The organism is Bacillus sp. FJAT-42376, assembly GCF_003816055.1.
Taxonomy (GTDB): Bacteria; Bacillota; Bacilli; order Bacillales; family Bacillaceae; genus Metabacillus_B.
The window spans coordinates 2,356,064-2,375,570 of the sequence record NZ_CP033906.1 but is presented as its reverse complement, the minus strand read 5'-3'; the positions used below and the strand labels follow the sequence as shown (position 1 = coordinate 2,375,570).

Here is a 19,507-nt window from a genome sequence, read left to right as displayed (position 1 = left end):
CCATCTGAAAATCGATTTGGATTCCAAACGGACTTTCAGACAGAGACAGTCATACAGATTGCAGTAAAATCCGGCTTTAAAAAAGGCTAGAAGAAGATCTAGCCTTTCCAGTTGACATTCGATTATTTTGCAGGAGCAGTTGGAACTTCGATTTCGCCCTTGCTGATCTTTTCTTTGTATTCTTCTACTTTTTTCATAACATCTTCAGAGACGTTGTCGCCCTTTGCTACGCTGATGGCATCTTGATCCAATCCGTAGCTGATTACTTTTCCGCCAGGGAATTCATTGTTTTTCGCTTTTTCAGCAAGGTCTTTCACTGCTACATCAACGCGTTTAACCATGGAGGTTAACGTGATGTTGAATTCTTTGCCGTCTTTGTCTTTCCCTTTTCCTTCTTCGCTTTGGTCTTTATCCACACCGATTACATAAAGCTCGCGGGAAGGATCTTTTTTCTTCAGATCGATCGCTTCTGAGAATACACCGTTTCCAGTCGCGCCGGCTGCGTGATAAATGATGTCTGCTCCCGATCCGTACATAGAAGAAGCAATGGCTTTTCCTTTATCCGCTTTATCAAATGCTCCTGCGTACTGCACATCTACTGTTGCTTTAGGGTTGGCTGCTTTTACACCTTCAACAAATCCAGCTTCGAATTTGCCGATAAGTTCGCCTTCCATTCCTCCGACAAAACCAATTTTATTTGTTTTTGTTGTCAGGCCTGCTACAACTCCAACAAGGAAAGAACCTTCATTCTCTTTAAAAACGATGCTTGCTACGTTATCTTTTTCTACGACACTGTCAACGATTGCAAAATTCGTTTTCTTTTGCTGATCCGCAATCTCCTGAATGGCAGGCTGCAGCTTGTAGCCGATTCCGTAAATGAGATCATATTTTTGGCGAACCAATGTATTCAGGTTGGTCACATAGTCACCATCGTTTTTGGATTGAAGATAGTTAAACCCTTTATTTCCTTTTTCCATGTTGTTTTCTTCACCGAATTTTTGAATGCCTTCCCATGCAGACTGGTTAAATGATTTATCATCTACTCCGCCTACATCCGTTACCATTGCTACGGTGAAATCGCTTGCTTTTCCGCCTGTTTCAGCTGATTTATTGCCGCAAGCACCAAGAATTGTACCGGCAGCCAGAACTGCTGATAGAGCTAAACCCCATTTTTTCATTTTCATTCTGTATTTCCCCCCGTATTATGAATAGAATATTGCGAAACTTTCGAACGTAAAGCACGAAAAGCTTGTCCTCCATCACCTCCTAAAAGTACGCTGGATTTAATTTCTTTTTCTCACAACATGGAAGGAAAACATATCGGCTCTAAAATAGTTAAGTGAATAAAGGACAGCGCGGTCCTGCTGATCATAATGAAGCTGCTTAAGGAGCAGCAATGATGTTTCAGGTTCGCAGTTTAATAGCGGAGAAATTTTTTCATGATAGCCAATCGGTTCAATGGCTGTGATCGCATGGCCGATTTTGCTGTCGGTTTCGCTCTCGAGAAGTTCAAACAAAGATTCACTGTCGTGGATCATGTCTTTAGGCAACAGCTTTCCGGGGATTTTATCCAGACAGTATACAACCGGTTCTCCATTGGCCGTCCGCACGCGTTCCATTTGAAAGATCTCTTCATCTTCCAGCAGGCCAAATCTCTGAATCTCTTCATCTCTTGCACCTGTGACAGAGGACGACAGGAAGATGGTTCCGGGTGTTTTGCCCCCTTGTCTGATCATCGCTGTCACACTGTTGAGCTGCTCAATTCCAGAACTGAACAACGGAATGGTATTTACAAAAGTTCCAACTCCATGGCGTCTTATGATGACGTTTTCCTCTTCCAGAATACGAAGTGCTTCTCTCAACGTGGCCCTGCTGACTCCTAAATTTTTCGCCAGGTCAAATTCAGACGGAAGCTTTTCTCTTTCTTTATAGGCACCATTTTTAATATCTTCTTTAATTCGATCTATCACCTGCAAGTACAGATGCCGATTGTCTGATTTAATGCTCATGGCAAGCCTCCGTTTTATAAAGATCAGACATCTGATGTTTAACCTTTACTAATCGAAAATAATATATCATGTTTCTATTAATAAATAAATATAAATTTTAATAATTTTGTCGAATTTTCGTAATACTATTTACTCAAACTTAATATTTAAAATAATATTATTATGTAAACAATGAAATAAAGAAACAGAAGGGATTAGCCCTTCTGTCTACGAACTCATTTCGTCATGCTGTGTTTTGCTTACTAAAACTTCACGTGGTTTGCTCCCCTCATAAGGTCCTACAACGCCACGCTCTTCCATCGCATCAATCAGTCTTGCGGCCCTTGTGTAACCGACACGGAACCTTCTCTGTAGCATTGAAACGGAAGCTGTCTGCATATCTACGACAAGCTGAACCGCTTCCTCATAAAGGTCATCGTTTACTTCACCTGCCGCTTCGGCCGTTTCCGTCGGGATCATATTCTCCTGATACTGGGCCTTTTGCTGGCCAATGACAAAATCAACGACATCCTCTACTTCACTATCCGACAAGAATGCCCCTTGGACACGCACTGGCTTGGAAGCGCCAGACGGCAGGAACAGCATGTCTCCTCTTCCAAGAAGCTTTTCCGCGCCTCCCATATCGAGGATCGTCCGTGAATCTGTCATAGACGACACACTGAAAGCAATCCTGGACGGGATATTGGCCTTAATCACTCCTGTGATTACATCCACAGATGGCCGCTGAGTGGCAATGATTAAGTGAATTCCCGCTGCCCTTGCCATTTGGGAGAGCCGGGTTATCGAATCTTCCACATCTGAAGAAGCGACCATCATTAAGTCCGCCAGCTCGTCCACAATGACGACGATATACGGCAGTTCAGGCTGCTTGTCCCCTTCTTCTGCATTCAGCCGTTTAATATTGTCATTGTAGCCTTCGATATTCCTTGTTCCGGTATGGGAAAAAAGCTCATACCTTCTTTCCATTTCATTGACCACTTTTTTCAGCGCCTGAGAGGCCTTTTTAGGATCTGTAACGACCGGTGCGAGCAAATGGGGAATTCCGTTGTATACATTCAATTCAACCATTTTCGGGTCAATCATCATCATTTTCACTTCGTGAGGTTTGGCTCTCATCAGTATGCTTGTGATAATCCCGTTGATGCATACACTTTTTCCGCTTCCCGTCGCTCCTGCCACCAGCAAATGAGGCATTTTATTCATTTCGGCAAGAACTGCCTCGCCTGAAATGTCTCTTCCCAGACCGATTAATAGTTTTGCATCCGGACGGTCATTTGCATTATTATCAATGACTTCCCTTAACGACACCATTGCAACCTCCGAGTTCGGAACCTCAATTCCAATTGCGGACTTCCCTGGAATCGGTGCTTCCATACGGATATCTTTCGCGGCAAGAGCGAGGGCAAGGTCATCGCTTAAATTAACAATTCTGCTTACTTTCACACCGGTATCCGGGTACACTTCATATTTAGTAACCGCCGGACCAAGATGAACCTGAGTCACTTTTGCCTTCACGCCAAAGCTTTGGAAGGTGCGCTCAAGTTTTCTTGCGTTTTCATATATATTTTTTTTGTCTGTCTGCTGCCCATTATGCTGAGGCTGTTTTAAAAGGGAAACAGGAGGAAGCTTATATGATTTGTTTTCCACTTCTGAAAAACTGATTTGAATCGGCTGAGTGTTTTCAGGGTTTGATTCCGGTTTTGACTCAGGTGCCGGTTCAGGATTCTCCTGTAAAGGCTCTACTCTGTCTGCGAAGCTCGATATAATCGGTTCAGACTCCGGTTCGTATTCCCGGACAGGTTCATAAACTTCAAGCTCTTGTTCCACCGGATTCTCTTCTTTGGAACGCCTTGTTTTCTTTTCCGGCTGGCCATCAGGCTTTCTCTTTTTCTTCTTAAAGGATTTAGGAAGATCGCGCATGTCCCTCAAGAACGCGGCAAATTGCTTTTTAAAGAAAGTAAAGACCGGGCCGAATAATTTAAAGAGCGTTTCCTGAAGCGATTTATCTGTAACAAGCAGGACCCCTGCTACAATCATTCCTGCTGCGACCAGTTTAGACCCGGCAGAAGCGAATAAAAAATAAGAAGCAGCAAACATCAGGGCGCCGATCATTCCCCCGCCTAAATCGCCAGATGTGCTTTCTCCTTTTATTTCCATCGCATACAATTCCCATGTATTCCGTATGACACTTGACGATCCTGCTTCCCCTCTTTGAAGAACGGCTTCAAATAAACTAATATGTGTGAGCAGCAAAATGGCTGCAAGGATTAAATAAGCGCCAATCATTCTTCTTGAAGAGAATGGGGGTCTTTTTTTATACCAAAATACATAAATACCAGAAGCTGCGAGACCAATTAAAAAGAGAATGTACCATTCACCTGCAAAAAACCGGAAAAATTGCACAATCGCTGTACCCGCAATGCCAAGCTTCGCCATCGCAATAATGGCAGCTGCCGTCATTCCGAGGCCTGCCAGCTCATATTTAAAAACCGGTCTGCCTGCACTTTTCTTTTTTTGACGTCTTTTCTTTTTAGCCATTCAATCACCTGTCATCATTCAATGAATTGGACTTGCAGACCCGTTCAGTCTGCAAATAGAAACGAAGAAAGCAGCCTTACACGGGCTGCTCAGTTCGATTACGTTCAGTATACCATAGAAAGGGGGATTTCTGGCTAAATTCCCAATAATCCAGACTTGATTTTTTGTCCCGGCATCCACTCGGTTTGCAAGTAATCATTCGGGTTGCTGCTGAGCAATCGGACTACTTCAAACGAAGAATCCGCGCATGGACGGACAATCATTTCAATTCCATTGACTACTGCCATTCGTTCAGCCGGAGCATCCTGACCGTCCTGGGCAAAAATAAGCTCCTGCGGCATGGTTGTATAAAGAATCATTGCAGCACCTGCTTATCTTTATGATCTCCTTTATTCTCTTCAATCAGTTCGTTCAATTTTTTAATCGCCAGACCGACACCGCCGACATCATCGATTAGTCCGTATTCTACTGCATCAGTTCCTACTACATTCGTCCCGATATCCCTTGTCAGATTGCCTTTGGAAAACATCAGTTCTTTAAATTTCTCTTCAGATATGTGGGAATGTTTTGTTACAAAATTCACAACTCGGTCCTGCATTTTATCCAAGTATTCAAAGGTTTGGGGAACGCCGATGACAAGTCCGGTTAAACGGACGGGGTGAATCGTCATCGTTGCCGTTTCTGCGATAAAGGAATGGGTACAGGATACGGCGATCGGTACTCCAATCGAATGGCCTCCCCCCAGTACAATGGAAACAGTTGGCTTGGATAATGAGCCAAGCATTTCTGCAATCGCAAGCCCAGCTTCTACATCTCCGCCTACTGTATTTAAGATCACGAGCAGACCTTCAATTTTAGGATTTTGTTCAATCGCTACAATTTGCGGAATCACATGCTCATATTTCGTTGTTTTATTTTGGGGAGGAAGCTGGATATGTCCTTCAATTTGTCCAACGATGGTTAAGCAATGGATATTGGTTTCCTGAGACATTTGCGGGATGTTCGTCTGTCCCAGCTGCTGTATTTTTTCAGCCAGTGATCCTTGCTTTTCCTCCTGCTTATCGGGATTTTCGTTCATAGCTGTATCAGGATGAGATTCATTTGAAAATGACATGCCATTCTCCTGCCTTTCTTCCATATGCTCTTATTATGGAAAGGCGGAGGGCATTTCATACAGACACATACAGAAATCCATTGAAAACAGATTGCAGGCAAAAAAATGGATCGCTGGAACATGGGCGGAATTCTGCAAATGGCTCTCAAAGATGTATGAGTGTCTGAGACCAACTTTTAGATCGGCTCTGTTAAAGCCTGATGTTGATTTTTCAACCTTTTGAATGGAGGGACTCCTGCTTAGAGCAGCGGGACAGGTAAGACCCCAGGCGCAAAGCGGCGAGGGCTAGCTGCAATCATTAGTCAAGTTTTACGGAGTTTTAAGATTAAAAAAAGAAGACCTTACATAAAGGTCTTCTTTTCATCATACTTCCATAATAATCGGCAGGATCATAGGGCGGCGTTTCGTCCGCTCATATAAATATTGGTTTAACGCTTCACGTATATTCAGTTTCAGTGAAGACCATTCAATCAGATGATCCTTCATGCATTTATCAGCAATTTCTTTAACTATAAGGGCAGATTTGTCTAACAGTTCTTCTGATTCTCTAACATAGACAAACCCTCTTGAAATGATTTCAGGTCCCGCTACTAAGCGCTTGTTTGCCTTGTCCAGAGTCACGACAACAATTAAGATACCGTCCTGTGAGAGGAGACGGCGGTCCCTGAGGACAATGTTTCCTACATCTCCGACCCCAAGGCCGTCAATCAGAATGTTTCCGGATGTTACTTTAGAGCCGGTGCGAACTTGATTCTCTCTAAAATGGACAACATCGCCTTTTTCAATAAGAAGTACGTTTTTATCACTGATACCGACTTGCTGGGCAAGTTTGCCGTGGGCAACCTGCATTTTATACTCTCCGTTGACAGGAATAAAGTATGTAGGCTTCATCAGATTCAGCATCAGCTTTAATTCTTCCTGATTGCCATGGCCGGAGACATGGACCTGTTTCTGGCCAAACACAACATTTGCTCCTGCACGGTATAACAGGTCAATCGTTTTGGAAAACTCCAGTTCATGTCCAGGGAGTGGAGTCGCCGCAATCATCACGGTATCCCCTTCTGTGACATTCAGCTGTTTATGGGAGTGTCTTGCCATTCGGTTTAACGCGCCAAGCGGTTCCCCATTCGTACCGGTTGTCAGAATGGCAATTTTCTGATTTGGATGTTTGTCCAGCTCCTGCAATGGAATAATCAGATCGTCCTGAACTTGAATATATCCGAGCTTAATGGCTGTCTGAAGGACATTCATCATATTTTTGCCAACAATGGCAAGCTTGCGGTTATTTTCAATGGCTGCATTAATCACATGCTGAATCCGGCTGTAATTGGATGCGAATACAGCAATGATCACTCTGCCCTCTGCATTGTACATCGCTTTGGCAATCTCGCTGCCGACAACAGATTCAGATGCGCTATACCCGGGTTTCTCTGCATTTGTACTGTCGGAAAGCAGACATAGCACACCCTGGTCTCCCAATGTTGCCATTTTGCTGATGTCCGATACATGATGATTGGTAGGTGTCTGATCAAACTTAAAATCTCCTGTATGTACAATGGACCCAAGCGATGTGTGAATGGCTACCCCGACTGAGTCTGGTATGCTGTGGTTTGTTCGGAAAAAGGTGACGGCAGCAGAGTCAAATTCAATTTTAGAATCGGAATCAATTTCTTTGAGCAGCGACTGATTCTTCATTCCATACTCTTTAAGCTTCTCCACAACAAGTGCCAGGGTAAGTTTTGTTCCATATACGGGAATGGATAATTTTTGCATGACATAAAAAACACCGCCGATATTCTCTTCGTGGCCATGTGTTAAAAACATCGCTTTAACGCGGCTGCGGTTCTCAATCAAATACGAAATATCTGGAATAACAACATCAATTCCAAGCATTTCCCCTTCAGGATGCATAAGACCGGCATCAACAATAAATAAGTCCTCATCCACTTCAATGACGAACATATTTTTGCCGATTTCCCCTACACCGCCTAAAGCGATCACTTTAATATTTTCTGTCTGTTTCAATTTCAACGTAGAAATCCTCCCTGTTTTGCTCGCCCGTTCACGTCACTTAGGCTCATTATACCTGAATACAGAAAGGGATTACAAGAAGAAAAGCGCAGGGCGCGGCGTCCTGCCGCAGCGCAGAACTGACCTGACTCCTGCATCCCTCCGCCAAGCATAAGACAACAAGCCGGAGAAAGGGAGATTGAGGTCCCATGCACAGCATGATATACTGCCGCTCCATCCAGGTTCACCCGCTTCCGGTTTCAGGACTCTCATTTAAATTGCGCCGCTCCATAAAACACTTGGCGTCTTCCCTCTTTTTATTCCATTAAAAAGCTGATAATCATTTGTAATGGGTTTCGTTTTAGGGTGCAAACAAGGTAAAACACATCCAGATTTTCACAAAAGCCTCAGAGCAATTTCACACATATATGCACTTTAAAAAATGCCTTGAATCTATCATCAAAAGCGTGATAATTTCAACTAAAGATATACAAATCAAAATGGATCTCGGCTTGAATTGAACTGGCAAAATCAATCATGTCTTTTTGTAAATACATTGCTGGGGATTCGTTATTCTCTACTTGAATGACTACCATAAAAAGAAACTCTAAATTATATCTCTCACTGAGATGGTTTAATTGTTCCGTTTTCCCTTTAAGCGATTTTAGAATCACATTCAGCTGATTATTTATATCGTAGGATTCTTCGTATCCAGTGCTTAAAGTCCAGTCAGTTTGTTTTCTATGTCTGATTTTGGTCGATACAAGTTGGGGATTGTCAGGAATAGCCTCTCCTTTTGTATGAATACTTGCAGGTGCAATACCAAGAGCATTCGTAACCTCATCCACAGGAAATTCATCACCGTCTGCACTAAAATAAGCCATAACCTTGGTTTTATCCAAAATGGTTCCTCCTCGATCGCAAATAAAATATATCCTTCAATTTAAAAACTTTATCCGTTGAGACCTAGCCAAGTTGACGTTCCGCTGGTTTTCTCTTAGGCTGGAGGAATATTACTTTTCACAGACAAATTCACACCTATTTTCGCTCATATGTTCCCGCTGTTCAACATGTTTTGTCACAAAAACTTTATGCGAATTCAAATGAGAATTTTATAAAAAAGTGATATCAGCAAAATAAAAGCGTGAATTCTATGTGAATTCACGCTAAAAACTTACTGTGATTGGCATTAGACCCTTTAAATTATTTGACAGCTTATTTCATTATAAACTGTGAAGTGAATTCATTACGGTAAGCAGACTGTTCCGTTCCGATTCCGTTAAAGGAAGCAGAGGCAGCCGGACTGATCCTACGTCCATGCCCGCCATTTGCAGGGCTGTTTTTACGGGAGCAGGACTGGGCGCTGCGAACATTTCGTTCATAACCGGCAAGATCTTCCGGTGAATGTCGCCTGCCTGTTTGATATCCCCCTGCAGAAACGCGCGGATCATTTCTTGCATTTCGCTGCCGATTACATGGGATGCAACAGATACAATACCTGTACCGCCTATCGCCATAACCGGAAGCGTTAAACTGTCATCTCCGCAATAAACATCAAACTCACTGCTTGTTTTTTCAATTACTTCAGAGATTAATTCTAAATCCCCACTCGCATCTTTTACGGCGGTGATGTTTGGGATTTCCGCTAACCGAATGATGGTTTCCGCTGTCATTTTAACAACGGTCCTTCCCGGAACATTGTAAATCATGACTGGGAGCTTTGTGCTTTCAGCGATGGCTTTATAATGCTGAAAGATTCCTTCCTGTGAAGGTTTATTATAATACGGGGTTACAAGCATGACTGCATCTGCGCCTGCTTCTTCAGCTTTTTTAGTCAATTCAATCGAAGCTCTTGTATCATTGCTTCCTGTGCCTGCAATTACAGGTATTCTGCCGTTAACCTCTTTAACTGTATATTGAAAAAGAGCAGCTTTCTCTTCTGATGTTAAAGTTGGGGATTCCCCTGTTGTTCCGCCAACTACGATGGATTCTGTACCGTTTGAAATTAAGTACTGAATCAGCTTAGCGGTTTTTTTGAAATCTATATTGCCGGCAAGATCAAATGGGGTGACCATTGCCGTTGATACTCTTCCAAAACGTGCCATGTCCATTCTCCTTCATTTAAACGTCATTACTTGGAAAGCTCGAATGCTTCATGCAGCGTGTTGACTGCTTTGTTCATGTTCTCTTCATTTACTAGTACCCATATTGTTGTATGGCTGTCGGCTGACTGCAGAATTTGAATCCCCTGCTCCGACAGGGATGATACGATGGTTGCCATTACGCCCGGCACTCCCATAATAGAGGCCCCTACTACCGAAACTTTGGCGCAATTTTTTGTTACAGTTGGATGATACCCCATTGATTGAAGGATTTCAACTGCTTTTGCGGTGACCGGTCCAGGGACCGTGTATACCACTTCACTAGGCGTAATATTAAAAAAGTCTACACTGATGCTGTTTTTGGCCATCGCCTTAAATACATCTGTTTGAGTATGGTATTCTCCTTGCTTTGCTGCAACCTTTATTTGGCTGACATTGGCCATGTGGGCAATTCCGGTTATGAGCTGTTCCGTTACATCACTGCCCATTTTGCCGGCGCTGTGTTCTGCTACAAGGGTTCCCTCATTATCCGAGTAAGTAGAACGAACGCGGATCGGCACTTTTGCCTGCATCGCTATTTCCACTGCCCGCGGATGAATGACTTTGGCGCCCTGATAGGCAAGATTGCAGATCTCTGTATAGGTAACGTTCATTAATGGCCTCGCACTTTCAACAATTCGCGGGTCAGCTGTCATTACTCCTTCTACATCTGTAAAAATATCAATATACTCTGCATTCAATGCTGCTCCGAGAGCTGCAGCAGAGGTGTCGCTGCCTCCTCTTCCGAGCGTCGTGATGTCCCCGTTCGGTGCAGCGCCCTGGAATCCGGCGACAACCGCTACATCAGAAACTTCAAGTAATTCTTTCAGTCTGGAACAGTTCATCTCCAGAATCTTCGCGTTGGTATGATCGTGATTTGTCATAAACCCTGCCTGTGCCCCTGTCAGAGCAGACGCGTTTACGCCTTTCTTTTTGAGCATGCTCGAAAAAACAACAGATGAAATGGTTTCCCCGCATGAAAGGAGCAAATCATGTTCCCTGCCTGTAATGTCTTCCGTTTCTCCGTACAATAGACTCAGGAGTGTATCCGTTGCATATGGATCGCCGCTCCTTCCCATTGCCGATACGACTGCTACAACCTTATAGCCCTGTTCAAGGGCATGACTGATATGTCTATAAGCCTGTTCACGGCCCTCCTGATCTTTTACAGAGGTGCCTCCGAACTTCTGAACCAATATTTTCATCGCTTCCTACTCCCCAACTGTTCGTATTCCCTGCCTGAAACATGAGAAGAGAGCAGGGACAGCTGCCCAGCTCTCTTCCTTATCCATTAAACAAGTTTCAGCTTAATCAGACTTTCTGCAATCTGCACGGAGTTCCATGCTGCTCCTTTGAGCAGGTTATCAGATACAATCCATAAGTGAAAACCATTGTTCTGATCCAGATCTTTCCGGACTCTTCCTACAAATACATCGTTTTTCCCCACACAGTTTGCCGGCATTGGATACACCTGTTCAGCCGGATTGTCCTCAAGGGTAACCCCCGGCGCTTCGCGAAGAAGGCTGTGAAGATCCTGCACTGTCACATCATCGCTGCCGATTTCAATATAAACAGACTCTGAATGCCCGGTTACAACCGGGAGCCTTACACAGGTCGCTGCAACTGAAAGCTCAGGCATATTCATAATTTTTTTGGTCTCATTAATCATTTTCATTTCTTCAAATGTATAGCCATTATCCTGAAATTTATCAATTTGCGGAATGGCATTGTAGGCGATTTGATAGTGCTTTTGATCGCCTTTAACCGGCAGAACGGATGGAGTAAACTCCTTTCCGTCCAAAATAGCGCGTGTCTGGTCATTCAATTCATTAATCGCCGCCGCACCTGCACCTGAAACAGCTTGATAAGTAGAAACGATGACCTTTTTTAATCCATAGGCTTTACGGATCGGCTCAAGCGCTGCAACCATCTGAATGGTGGAGCAGTTTGGATTGGCAATAATGCCTTTATGCTCTTTTAAACTCTCTTCATTTACTTCCGGAACTACTAGAGGAACGTCCGGATCCATCCGGTACGCACTTGTATTATCTACGACAATAGCTCCTCTTTTTACAGCTTCTGGAGCTAATTCCTTTGAAACGCTGCCTCCCGCACTGAAGAGGGCGATTTGAATGTTTTCAAAGCTTTCAGGTTTAGCTGCTTCGACTGTATAGGTTTTTCCTTTAAACGTAATGGTTTTTCCCGCTGAACGTTCAGACGAGAGTAATTTTAACTCAGATATAGGGAAATTTCTTTCCTCCAGCGTTTTCAGCATCTGCTGGCCTACGGCACCTGTTGCGCCCGTAACTGCAACACGATATCCATTTGAGCTCATTGCCATAACCCCTTCCGCAATCCATTCATCAACTAATTACGATACATGTACAATTGATGTTAGATAATATTCTAACACAATGATGTTCGCATGAACGATTTTTTTATCTGTCTGCTGAAGTTAATTTTTACTCATCATCTCTGAATCGTTCGACGATAACCGGCTGAATTTGTTTATGGTCCAGAGCAGCTTCGAGCGAGGGAATAAGCATCGTCATCCTCGCGACCATCGAATTGGGCTTTTTCTCTGGATGATCCTGCCCGAACGGAATAAAGAAAACGTTTTTCGCATCCATGAGCTTCATCAGATTTACTCCATTCAAGCCCAATGCATCATTGGTCGAAATTCCGAGAAGCACCGGCTTGTTGTTCCTCATTGTTGCTTTCGCTGCCATTAAAACAGGAGATTCTGTCATCGCATTGGCGAGCTTGCTCATTGTATTGCCGGTCAGCGGGGCAATGACCATGCAGTCAAGCGGGATTTTCGGGCCAAGGGGTTCTGCTTTCACAATCGAATCAATGGCTTCGTTTCCAGTCGCCTCCTCAATCCGTTTCACCCATTCCTCCCCGTCTCCGAATCTTGTCACGGTAGACCTGACTGTACTGGTGATCACCGGAAGGACGTTCGCTCCGAGACTGACTAATTTTTGGATTTCAGGAAAAACAGCATCATATGTGCAATGTGAGCCGGTTAAACCGAAACCGATCGTTTTGCCTTTTAGACTCATGTTGAGGACTCCTTTCGTTCTTTGATCTGTTCGCTTAGAAGCTGGGTTAAGACATTCGCAAGGATCTGCCCGGCCGTTTTCGGAGCGACGATTCCGGGCAGACCCGGAGCAAGCATCGCTTTAATCCCGCGCTTTTCTGCAAATTTGAAATCCGTTCCTCCCGGTTTGGATGCTAAATCTATGACGAGTGCATGAGGAGGCAATTCAGATAGAACTTCTGGAGTTAAAATCATATGCGGAATGGTGTTGATGCAAATGTCGGAGCCTGACGCTTCCTTCACAATGTGATCGAGGTGAAAAGACTGAAGCCCCATTTCTTCAATACGGGCGATATGAGCTGATTTTCTTGCCCCGACCTTAACTTTTGCACCCAGTCCCGCAAAGGTCCGGGCAACACTCATACCGACTCTGCCCAGTCCAAGTACGGCCACATTCGATCCGTGAATCGTGAAATCCGTATTTTGAATGACCATCATAATCGTTCCTTCTACTGTAGGAATGGAATTATAAATGGCCACATCATCCCGATCAAGCAGCTGTACATGCTTTCTGCCGGCCGAGTGAAGGACATTGTCTAAATAGGCGTTGCTGATTCCTGAATAAATAACCGTATGTGCAGGTGTCTTGCTTAGCCATTCTTTGCTGATGACAATTTCTTCGTTCGAAAAAACGGTATCAATCGTACCGTTCAGTGACGTTCCTGGTACAGGAAGAATGATCGCATCGATAACCGAAAAATCAATCTCATCCATCTTTGCCTTTGCTGCACCCGCAAAACCATGATCAAGCTGATCAAACCCAGCCATCCAGATTTTTGCCTCGAGTTCTGTCAGTTTTCTTATGACTTCAAGCTGTCTTGCATCTCCGCCGATGACAGCAATATTTAAGCCGGTTAACATAAGGTTTTGTCACCTTCTTCATCTCGTTCTGGAATGTATTTCTTGCTGCATGTTTGCATCCTGTTCCGCCCAATGTAAAATATTCGCTGATAGGACTTTCGCTCACATTATATGAGAAGAGAAGGTGCCGGGTGAATGCTAACTTTTATAAGAAAAGCTGTGTTAAAGTATGATGGTGTTTTTTAGCTCCTGTTTATTGGAGCGGAAGGCGTGAGACCCCATAGCCGGCTCACCGCCCGCCTTACGGATAAACGATGCAGTCAACAGCCGCGTTAACAGAGCTGCAAGAAAAAACGGCTATTTGAAACGGTGAAAAAAAGAAGGGCACAAAAAAAAGCGAAGACTATGTCATTCGCTTGGGGCATTTAACTGGGCAATCTCATCTGGTACATCCAGGATGATCATGTCATTCCCTATTTTTCTGATATGCTGCCACGGGACTCTTACTTCCGCTCCCTGCTTGCGCATGCCAAACCATTTTTGGGACGGAATAACGAGAGCTGTAATCTGTCCGGTTTGTTCGTTAATTTCCAGATCGGTCTGGCCAAGAATGCCAAGCCGTTCCGCTCTTTTCACATCCACAATTTCTTTCCCGCTCATATCGCTCAGCCGCATAGCCATCACTCCTTAATTAAGTATAATGCCTATGATAAAAAAAAATGCCTGCAGCATTTGCAGACATTTTGGAATTTTATTTACGGAGAGTAGCTGGCAGCTCACCTTCAGGACTGATTAAAGAAAGAGAATATGGACGATTGAAGATCTCAAGTGTCAGCCTGTTTACGCTTTCTTCTGTCACTTCGTTCACCTTTTCAATGATTTCATCCAATGAACGGTGTCTTCCAAGAAGCAGCTCGTTTTTGCCATTGCGGCTCATCCGGCTGTTCGTGCTTTCAAGGCTCAGCATAAGGTTGCCTTTGATTTGCTCCTTGCTGTTCAGCAATTCTTTTGAGGTTATTCCATCGGCTTTCAGTTTATTTAGCGTTTCCTGAACGGTATCGTACAGAACATCGAGCTGGCTGCTTCCTGTCCCTCCGTAAATGGTGAGCATCCCGTTATCTGCATAGGAAGAATGATAGGAGAATACAGAATAGGCAAGGCCTTTTTGTTCACGTACATCCTGGAACAGACGGCTGCTCATGCTCCCTCCCAGAACATTGTTCATCACAATTAAACTGTAGACGTCTTCATGACCGATTTCCAGTCCCTCGTATCCAAGGCAAAGATGAGCCTGTTCCGTTTCCTTCTTACGGGAAAGCTTTTGATTTAAGAAAGCGGGTTTCTCGAATACTTCAGGTTTATAAGAAGATTCATACGAACCGAATTTCTTTTCAATTTCCGCAATAAATGTTTCCGAAATATTTCCCGCAACCGAAATCACAACATTTTCGGGTATGTAAAAACGGGACATATATTCTCTCAGCGAATCTCCGTTAAAGGAGGAGAGCGTTTGCTCTGTTCCAAGAATTGGGTAGCCAAGCGGATGGCTTCCATAGGCGGCTTTGCTCAAAAGATCATGAACAAGGTCGTCCGGCGTATCTTCATACATTTTAATTTCTTCATACACAACATTCTTTTCTTTTTTCAGCTCTTCTTCATCAAATGCGGAATGGAAAAACATATCTGACAGAATGTCCAGTGCCATACCGGCATGTTCATCCAGGACCTTGGCGTAATAGCAGGTGTATTCTTTTGATGTAAAAGCATTTACCTGTCCGCCGATGCTGTCAAATGCCTCTGCTATTTCCCTTGCTGAACGGCTTTCCGTCCCTTTAAAAAACATGTGCTCCAAAAAGTGTGATACACCGTTAATTTCAGGCGTTTCGCTTCTGGAACCCGTGCCAATCCAAACTCCTAGAGCGACAGAACGAACGGTTGGAATATTTTCAAGAACGATTCGTACTCCATTCTGGCATGTATATCGTTTAATCAATGTGAGTTCCTCCTATCTGCACCTGGCTGATCATTGCGGCTCTTCCAATCTTTTTTCATCCATTAAGTCTGTTACTGTTCCAAGTGATAAATTCTTCTTCTTTATCTCCGCTATCAGCTGATCGAGACTCTCGGCTGTTGATTTTGTCGGATGCATTAAAATCATGGCCCCGGGATGAACTTTGGTTATGACCCTGTGGATCAGCTGCTCTGGTGCAGGATTTTGCCAATCAATTGTATCTACACTCCATAAAACGGTTTTCATGCCCAATTCCGAGGCGATTTGAACCGTTTCATCTTTAAAGCTTCCGCTTGGAGGGCCAAACCAAACCGGATTACGGTCCGTCACCGCTTTAATGACCTTATTTGTTTGTGCCATCTGTACGTTTGCACTCTCTGCAGACAGACGTTTCATGTCGGGATGGGTGTAAGAATGATTCCCGATTTCATGCCCGGCTTCTGCAATCATTTTTGCCAGCTTCGGATTTTCTTTCGCCCATCTTCCTTCAAGGAAAAAGGTCGCTTTAACATGGTTTTTTTCAAGCGAATCCAGCATTCCCGGAATGTATTCATTCCCCCATGCTACATTGATGAGGAGAGAAACCATCGGTTTAGCCGGGTTTCCTCTGTAGATAGGAGCAGCGGGCAGGTCAGAAAGATGGACTCTTGGAGTCACTTCTTTAAATACGAGAAGTTCTTTTTTATACATGCCGATTTCATTCATTTTTTTACATGAAGCGGCAATGTCCACTACCCGGCCGTTATAGCCTGGAGTCGCTTTCCAAATGGTATGTACTTCTGCATCTTTTGCTGGAATGTTAAGTTCAATGGACTTTTCCCGGATTTCTCCACACACAACTCCAACCGGCTTGGAAACTTCCATTTCAGTAGTTTTCAGCCCTGCGACATATGTGGATATATAAGAATTTTGCATCACCCCGGCTGTGATGATCATGAGCAAAATTGTAACAGCAAATTTCATTCTGATTCCGCGCATTTACCTTTCCCCCTTTTGTATCAAACTATGTAAAAAGGGGACAAGGTAGAACACCGGACACATTCAGCTTTTAATAATCTGTAAAAAGACAAAGAAGCCAGGGGAGCCTGGCTTCTTTGGTTTACGAATTTTGTTCCTCTTTTTGCTCTTTGAGGACAGCTTTTCGTGAAAGATTGACACGGCCCTGCTTGTCAATTTCAGTGACCTTGACCAAAATCTCATCTCCAATGGAAACCACGTCTTCTACTTTGCCGATTCGCTCTTCAGCAAGTTCGGAAATATGAACCAGGCCGTCTTTTCCACTGAATATTTCAACGAAAGCACCGAATTTCTCAATACGCTTTACCTTACCAAGGTACATTTGCCCAACTTCAACTTCACGGACAAGATCCTCAATAATGCTCTTCGCTTTTTGATTCATTGCCTCGTCTACAGATGAAATAAAGACCGTACCATCTTGTTCAATGTCAATTTTTACGCCAGTCTCTTCAATGATTTTGTTGATTTGTTTTCCGCTTGGTCCAATAACGTCGCGGATTTTATCCGGATTGATGGACATCATGAGAATTTTAGGCGCATATGGAGACAGTTCTTTTTTAGGCTCGCTGATTGTCGCAAGCATGGAATCAAGAATTTCCATACGTCCTTTTTTAGCCTGAAGAAGGGCTTCTTCAAGAATCTCGCGGGAAAGTCCTTCGATCTTAATGTCCATTTGAAGCGCTGTTACACCTTTTGATGTACCGGCTACTTTAAAGTCCATATCTCCAAGGTGGTCTTCCATTCCTTGAATATCCGTCAGAACAGAGTAATGCTCTCCGGATTTGACAAGTCCCATCGCAATTCCTGCTACAGGAGCTTTAATCGGCACACCCGCATCCATCATCGCAAGCGTACTTGCACATATGCTTGCCTGGGACGTGGATCCGTTGGATTCAAGCACTTCTGATACAAGACGAACAGTGTATGGGAAATCTTTCTCGTTTGGAATGACTGGCTCAAGAGCACGCTCACCCAAAGCACCATGTCCAATTTCACGGCGTCCAGGTCCTCTTAGCGGCCCTGTTTCACCTACCGAGAAGGACGGGAAATTATAATGGTGCATAAACCGCTTGGATTCTTCAATTCCCAATCCATCAAGAATTTGAACATCTCCAAGCGCCCCTAATGTACAAATACTCAGAGCCTGGGTTTGTCCGCGTGTAAAGAGGCCGGAACCATGAGTTCTGGACAATAGTCCGATACTTGAAGAAAGAGGGCGGATCTCATCCGGTTTTCTTCCATCAGGACGGATTTTTTCTTCGGTTATTAATCGGCGAACTTCACCTTTTACCATTTTAGACAGAATTTCTTTTACCTGTTTAAGCGTGGTCTCGTCAGCTTCCTGCTCTTCATAGCTTTCAATGACACGCTTTTTCACAGCCTGGATCGCATCTTCGCGTGCATGCTTCTCTTGAACCTGAATGGCTTCAATGAGATCAGCTTCTGCAGCTGCGCGGATGTTTTTCTCAATTTCCTCATCAAGCGAGAAAAGTTTAATTTCGATTTTTTGTTTCGCAATCTGGGAAGCGATTTCTTCCTGGAATGCAATCAGACGTTTAATTTCCTCATGTCCGAACATGATGGCTTCAAGCATCACTTCTTCCGGCACCTCATCAGCTCCGGCTTCAACCATGTTGATTGCATCTTTTGTTCCGGCTACTACAAGGTTGATATCGCTTTTCTCCATTTGTTCAACGGTTGGATTGACAATAAAATCGTTTCCGATTCTTCCGACCGTAACACCTGCAATCGGACCTTCAAATGGAATATCCGAAATAGTCAGGGCTAAAGAAGAGCCGAACATTGCTGCCATCTCTGAAGAACAGTTCTGGTCTACACTCATCACGATGCTGATAACTTGTACATCATTTCTGAATCCATCAGCGAAAAGCGGGCGGATTGGACGGTCAATCAGGCGGCTTGCCAAAATGGCTTTTTCACTAGGTCTGCCTTCACGTTTAATAAATCCTCCGGGAATCTTTCCTACTGCATATAAACGCTCTTCATAGTTGACAGTCAGCGGGAAGAAATCAACCGCTTTCGGTTCTTTTGAAGCTGTTGCTGTACTTAAAACGGCGGTATCGCCATAGCGGATGAGAACTGCACCGTTTGCTTGTTTTGCTAGCTGGCCGGCTTCAACAGTTAACGTTCTGCCTGCCCAGTCAATGGAAAAGACATGCTTATCTTGACCCATAAATGCGTGTGCTCCTCTCTAAACTCTTCATATGTATGAAAGATACATGATTTATTATGGACTAATTAATATGAACATATCAATGATATGCCTATATGTAAATAGCTGTATTGAAAAAGAATCGGAAGGCCGTTCAGCACTGCCGGCTGAGGGTCATAAGCTGCTTGACCCTGCATGCCCGCATAGATCCTGGAGGACCTGATCAGAGCTCTTCCGCTTTTGTTCATTGCATTAAAAAAGCGGGAATGCTCCCGCTTTTTTGGAATTAACGACGCAATCCCAGTTTTGTGATTAACTCGCGGTAGCGAGTTACATCTTTATTACGCAGGTAAGTAAGCAAGTTACGGCGTTTACCTACCATTTTCAATAGACCGCGACGTGAGTGGTGGTCTTTTTTGTGCGTGCGCAAGTGGTCGTTCAAAGTATTAATCTGTTCTGTAAGGATAGCGATTTGGACCTCTGGAGATCCAGTATCCGTATCATGAGTTCTGTACTCATTGATCAGATCGTTTTTACGTTCTTGAGTGATAGCCATCCTGTTCACCTCCTAATTTCTATAATCCCCAATTACT

17 protein-coding genes are annotated in these 19,507 nt (G+C 43.9%); all 17 read right to left on the bottom strand.

Features of this window, described 5'->3' with window-relative positions; genetic code table 11:
* Positions 1-122: 122 nt before the first annotated feature.
* The 17 genes from CEF21_RS11925 to rpsO all read right to left on the bottom strand — a co-directional run bounded on the left by CEF21_RS11925 (position 123) and on the right by rpsO (position 19,470).
* Positions 123-1,184, bottom strand: a complete 1,062-nt coding sequence (locus CEF21_RS11925; protein WP_123916624.1) for a BMP family lipoprotein — start codon at positions 1,182-1,184, stop codon at positions 123-125.
* A 99-nt stretch (positions 1,185-1,283) separates the two neighbouring features.
* Positions 1,284-2,009, bottom strand: coding sequence for a GntR family transcriptional regulator (locus CEF21_RS11920; RefSeq protein WP_123916622.1), 726 nt, complete (start codon positions 2,007-2,009; stop codon positions 1,284-1,286).
* A 207-nt stretch (positions 2,010-2,216) separates the two neighbouring features.
* Positions 2,217-4,547, bottom strand: a complete 2,331-nt coding sequence (locus CEF21_RS11915; protein WP_123916620.1) for a DNA translocase FtsK — start codon at positions 4,545-4,547, stop codon at positions 2,217-2,219.
* Between the two features lie 134 nt (positions 4,548-4,681).
* Positions 4,682-4,906, bottom strand: coding sequence for a YlzJ-like family protein (locus CEF21_RS11910; RefSeq protein WP_123916618.1), 225 nt, complete (start codon positions 4,904-4,906; stop codon positions 4,682-4,684).
* A complete protein-coding gene (locus CEF21_RS11905) occupies positions 4,903-5,625 on the bottom strand; it encodes a ClpP family protease (protein ID WP_123920191.1) in 723 nt (240 codons plus the stop codon). Before CEF21_RS11905 ends, CEF21_RS11910 begins: the two co-directional genes overlap by 4 nt.
* Positions 5,626-6,024: 399 nt before the next feature.
* A complete protein-coding gene (locus tag CEF21_RS11900) occupies positions 6,025-7,692 on the bottom strand; it encodes a ribonuclease J (protein WP_123916616.1) in 1,668 nt (555 codons plus the stop codon).
* Between the two features lie 455 nt (positions 7,693-8,147).
* Positions 8,148-8,555 carry a DUF4279 domain-containing protein gene (locus CEF21_RS11895; RefSeq protein ID WP_123920189.1) on the bottom strand — a complete coding sequence of 136 codons (408 nt, stop codon included), beginning with the start codon at positions 8,553-8,555 and terminating at the stop codon, positions 8,148-8,150.
* Between the two features lie 339 nt (positions 8,556-8,894).
* Positions 8,895-9,776 carry a 4-hydroxy-tetrahydrodipicolinate synthase gene (gene dapA, locus CEF21_RS11890; protein ID WP_123916614.1) on the bottom strand — a complete coding sequence of 294 codons (882 nt, stop codon included), beginning with the start codon at positions 9,774-9,776 and terminating at the stop codon, positions 8,895-8,897.
* 26 nt (positions 9,777-9,802) lie between these two features.
* A complete protein-coding gene (gene dapG / locus CEF21_RS11885) occupies positions 9,803-11,017 on the bottom strand; it encodes an aspartate kinase (RefSeq protein ID WP_123916612.1) in 1,215 nt (404 codons plus the stop codon).
* 86 nt (positions 11,018-11,103) lie between these two features.
* Complete coding sequence (gene asd / locus CEF21_RS11880; RefSeq protein WP_123916610.1) at positions 11,104-12,147, bottom strand: aspartate-semialdehyde dehydrogenase; 1,044 nt, start codon at positions 12,145-12,147, stop codon at positions 11,104-11,106.
* A gap of 127 nt (positions 12,148-12,274) precedes the next feature.
* Entirely contained in the window at positions 12,275-12,874 is a 600-nt protein-coding gene (dpaB, locus tag CEF21_RS11875) for a dipicolinate synthase subunit B (RefSeq protein ID WP_123916608.1), read from the bottom strand.
* A complete protein-coding gene (gene dpaA, locus CEF21_RS11870) occupies positions 12,871-13,773 on the bottom strand; it encodes a dipicolinic acid synthetase subunit A (protein ID WP_123916606.1) in 903 nt (300 codons plus the stop codon). The genes dpaB and dpaA overlap by 4 nt, the downstream gene beginning before the upstream one ends.
* A gap of 348 nt (positions 13,774-14,121) precedes the next feature.
* Positions 14,122-14,388 (bottom strand): YlmC/YmxH family sporulation protein, encoded by a 267-nt coding sequence (locus CEF21_RS11865; RefSeq protein ID WP_123916604.1) that lies wholly within the window; start codon positions 14,386-14,388, stop codon positions 14,122-14,124.
* A 76-nt stretch (positions 14,389-14,464) separates the two neighbouring features.
* Positions 14,465-15,706 carry a M16 family metallopeptidase gene (locus tag CEF21_RS11860; protein ID WP_123916602.1) on the bottom strand — a complete coding sequence of 414 codons (1,242 nt, stop codon included), beginning with the start codon at positions 15,704-15,706 and terminating at the stop codon, positions 14,465-14,467.
* 30 nt (positions 15,707-15,736) lie between these two features.
* Positions 15,737-16,702 (bottom strand): polysaccharide deacetylase family protein, encoded by a 966-nt coding sequence (locus tag CEF21_RS11855; protein ID WP_123916600.1) that lies wholly within the window; start codon positions 16,700-16,702, stop codon positions 15,737-15,739.
* A gap of 121 nt (positions 16,703-16,823) precedes the next feature.
* Positions 16,824-18,935: a polyribonucleotide nucleotidyltransferase gene (gene pnp, locus CEF21_RS11850; RefSeq protein ID WP_123916598.1), complete on the bottom strand. Its 2,112-nt coding sequence runs from the start codon at positions 18,933-18,935 to the stop codon at positions 16,824-16,826.
* A 265-nt stretch (positions 18,936-19,200) separates the two neighbouring features.
* A complete protein-coding gene (gene rpsO / locus CEF21_RS11845) occupies positions 19,201-19,470 on the bottom strand; it encodes a 30S ribosomal protein S15 (RefSeq protein WP_035411804.1) in 270 nt (89 codons plus the stop codon).
* Positions 19,471-19,507 lie beyond the last annotated feature (37 nt).

What these genes read in the sequence shown, in the direction of transcription:
- CEF21_RS11895 (WP_123920189.1), bottom strand. Translation starts at nt 8,555, where the DNA reads ATGGCTTATTTTAGTGCAGACGGTGATGAATTTCCTGTGGATGAGGTT.
- CEF21_RS11925 (WP_123916624.1), bottom strand. Translation starts at nt 1,184, where the DNA reads ATGAAAATGAAAAAATGGGGTTTAGCTCTATCAGCAGTTCTGGCTGCC.
- dapA (WP_123916614.1), bottom strand. Translation starts at nt 9,776, where the DNA reads ATGGCACGTTTTGGAAGAGTATCAACGGCAATGGTCACCCCATTTGAT.
- CEF21_RS11910 (WP_123916618.1), bottom strand. Translation starts at nt 4,906, where the DNA reads ATGATTCTTTATACAACCATGCCGCAGGAGCTTATTTTTGCCCAGGAC.
- pnp (WP_123916598.1), bottom strand. Translation starts at nt 18,935, where the DNA reads ATGGGTCAAGATAAGCATGTCTTTTCCATTGACTGGGCAGGCAGAACG.
- CEF21_RS11855 (WP_123916600.1), bottom strand. Translation starts at nt 16,702, where the DNA reads ATGCGCGGAATCAGAATGAAATTTGCTGTTACAATTTTGCTCATGATC.
- CEF21_RS11905 (WP_123920191.1), bottom strand. Translation starts at nt 5,625, where the DNA reads ATGAACGAAAATCCCGATAAGCAGGAGGAAAAGCAAGGATCACTGGCT.
- rpsO (WP_035411804.1), bottom strand. Translation starts at nt 19,470, where the DNA reads ATGGCTATCACTCAAGAACGTAAAAACGATCTGATCAATGAGTACAGA.
- dapG (WP_123916612.1), bottom strand. Translation starts at nt 11,017, where the DNA reads ATGAAAATATTGGTTCAGAAGTTCGGAGGCACCTCTGTAAAAGATCAG.
- CEF21_RS11865 (WP_123916604.1), bottom strand. Translation starts at nt 14,388, where the DNA reads ATGCGGCTGAGCGATATGAGCGGGAAAGAAATTGTGGATGTGAAAAGA.
- CEF21_RS11915 (WP_123916620.1), bottom strand. Translation starts at nt 4,547, where the DNA reads ATGGCTAAAAAGAAAAGACGTCAAAAAAAGAAAAGTGCAGGCAGACCG.
- CEF21_RS11920 (WP_123916622.1), bottom strand. Translation starts at nt 2,009, where the DNA reads ATGAGCATTAAATCAGACAATCGGCATCTGTACTTGCAGGTGATAGAT.
- asd (WP_123916610.1), bottom strand. Translation starts at nt 12,147, where the DNA reads ATGAGCTCAAATGGATATCGTGTTGCAGTTACGGGCGCAACAGGTGCC.
- dpaB (WP_123916608.1), bottom strand. Translation starts at nt 12,874, where the DNA reads ATGAGTCTAAAAGGCAAAACGATCGGTTTCGGTTTAACCGGCTCACAT.
- dpaA (WP_123916606.1), bottom strand. Translation starts at nt 13,773, where the DNA reads ATGTTAACCGGCTTAAATATTGCTGTCATCGGCGGAGATGCAAGACAG.